The sequence below is a fragment of the Bacillus sp. P4_D3 genome (genome assembly GCF_056401855.1).
This window is the reverse complement of record NZ_JBFUIN010001103.1, coordinates 1-817: the sequence shown is the minus strand read 5'-3', so window position 1 is coordinate 817 and position 817 is coordinate 1. Positions and strand designations below refer to the sequence as shown.

Genomic DNA, 817 nt, shown 5'->3' with positions numbered 1-817 from the left:
AACTTCACGTTCATCATATACTTGCCCATCTAAGAAAATATGATCTTCGAAATTTTCCCCCGGCATATACTCCATCACAAAAAAGTTCTTTTTCTCCCATATGAAATGATCATGTAGATTAGGAATTGACGCATGATTTAATGTTTGTAAAATCACTTTCTCTTGCTCAAATGATTTTCTACCAGACTCATATCTTTGTTTACTTTGCCTTAATTGTTTTAAGACTTTATATTTATTTATTTGTAAATCATTAACGACATATGTAACCCCATAACTGCCCATTCCAATTACTGATTCAATCTTATAACGCTCTGCAACGATTGTATTTTTTCGCAGTGGTCTATCAAATAAAGCTAGTATACGACGCCATTTCATCAGCTACTTGAAAAGAAGCTACGGCTTTTACGTTTTCTTTTATAATGCTGATGCCCATAACCAGATGAACGTCGTTTATTATCGCTACTTGAATACGAGCGCCCTCTATGACGATAATCACTACTTGAATACGAACGATGTTTTTTCTTTCCTAATAAAGAATCAATAATTTTTTTGAACATCCCTTCACCTCTTGTATAAAATTTTCTTTTAATTATACCAACAATTCTTGTCTATATTTGTGACAAGTTTGTAAAGAGTAAAAAACGACGAGTTAAGCCCGCCGTTACTTTCAATCTTCCTCTTCATCAAAAACTTCATCAATCATGCATTTCTCTAATAAATACTCAAATGTAATATCTGCCAGGTCCTCAATTTCTTCTCTTTTTGGAACGTACCCTCTTTCAATTAGTCGCTCATAAAAAAACTCCGCAATCTCTTC

At 33.3% G+C, this 817-nt stretch carries 3 protein-coding genes; all 3 read right to left on the bottom strand.

Going from position 1 to position 817, the window contains the following annotated elements:
• Window positions 1-375, bottom strand: a 375-nt coding sequence (locus AC1DTM_RS29560; protein ID WP_477001599.1) for a protein kinase domain-containing protein, incomplete at its 3' end; no start/stop codon positions are given.
• The gene (locus tag AC1DTM_RS29555) at window positions 375-557 is read right to left on the bottom strand and encodes a hypothetical protein (protein ID WP_002141661.1); all 183 of its coding nucleotides are present in this window, start codon (window positions 555-557) and stop codon (window positions 375-377) included. The genes AC1DTM_RS29560 and AC1DTM_RS29555, both read right to left, overlap by 1 nt.
• Window positions 558-667: 110 nt before the next feature.
• Window positions 668-817, bottom strand: a 150-nt coding sequence (locus AC1DTM_RS29550; protein ID WP_477001600.1) for a YozD family protein, incomplete at its 5' end; no start/stop codon positions are given.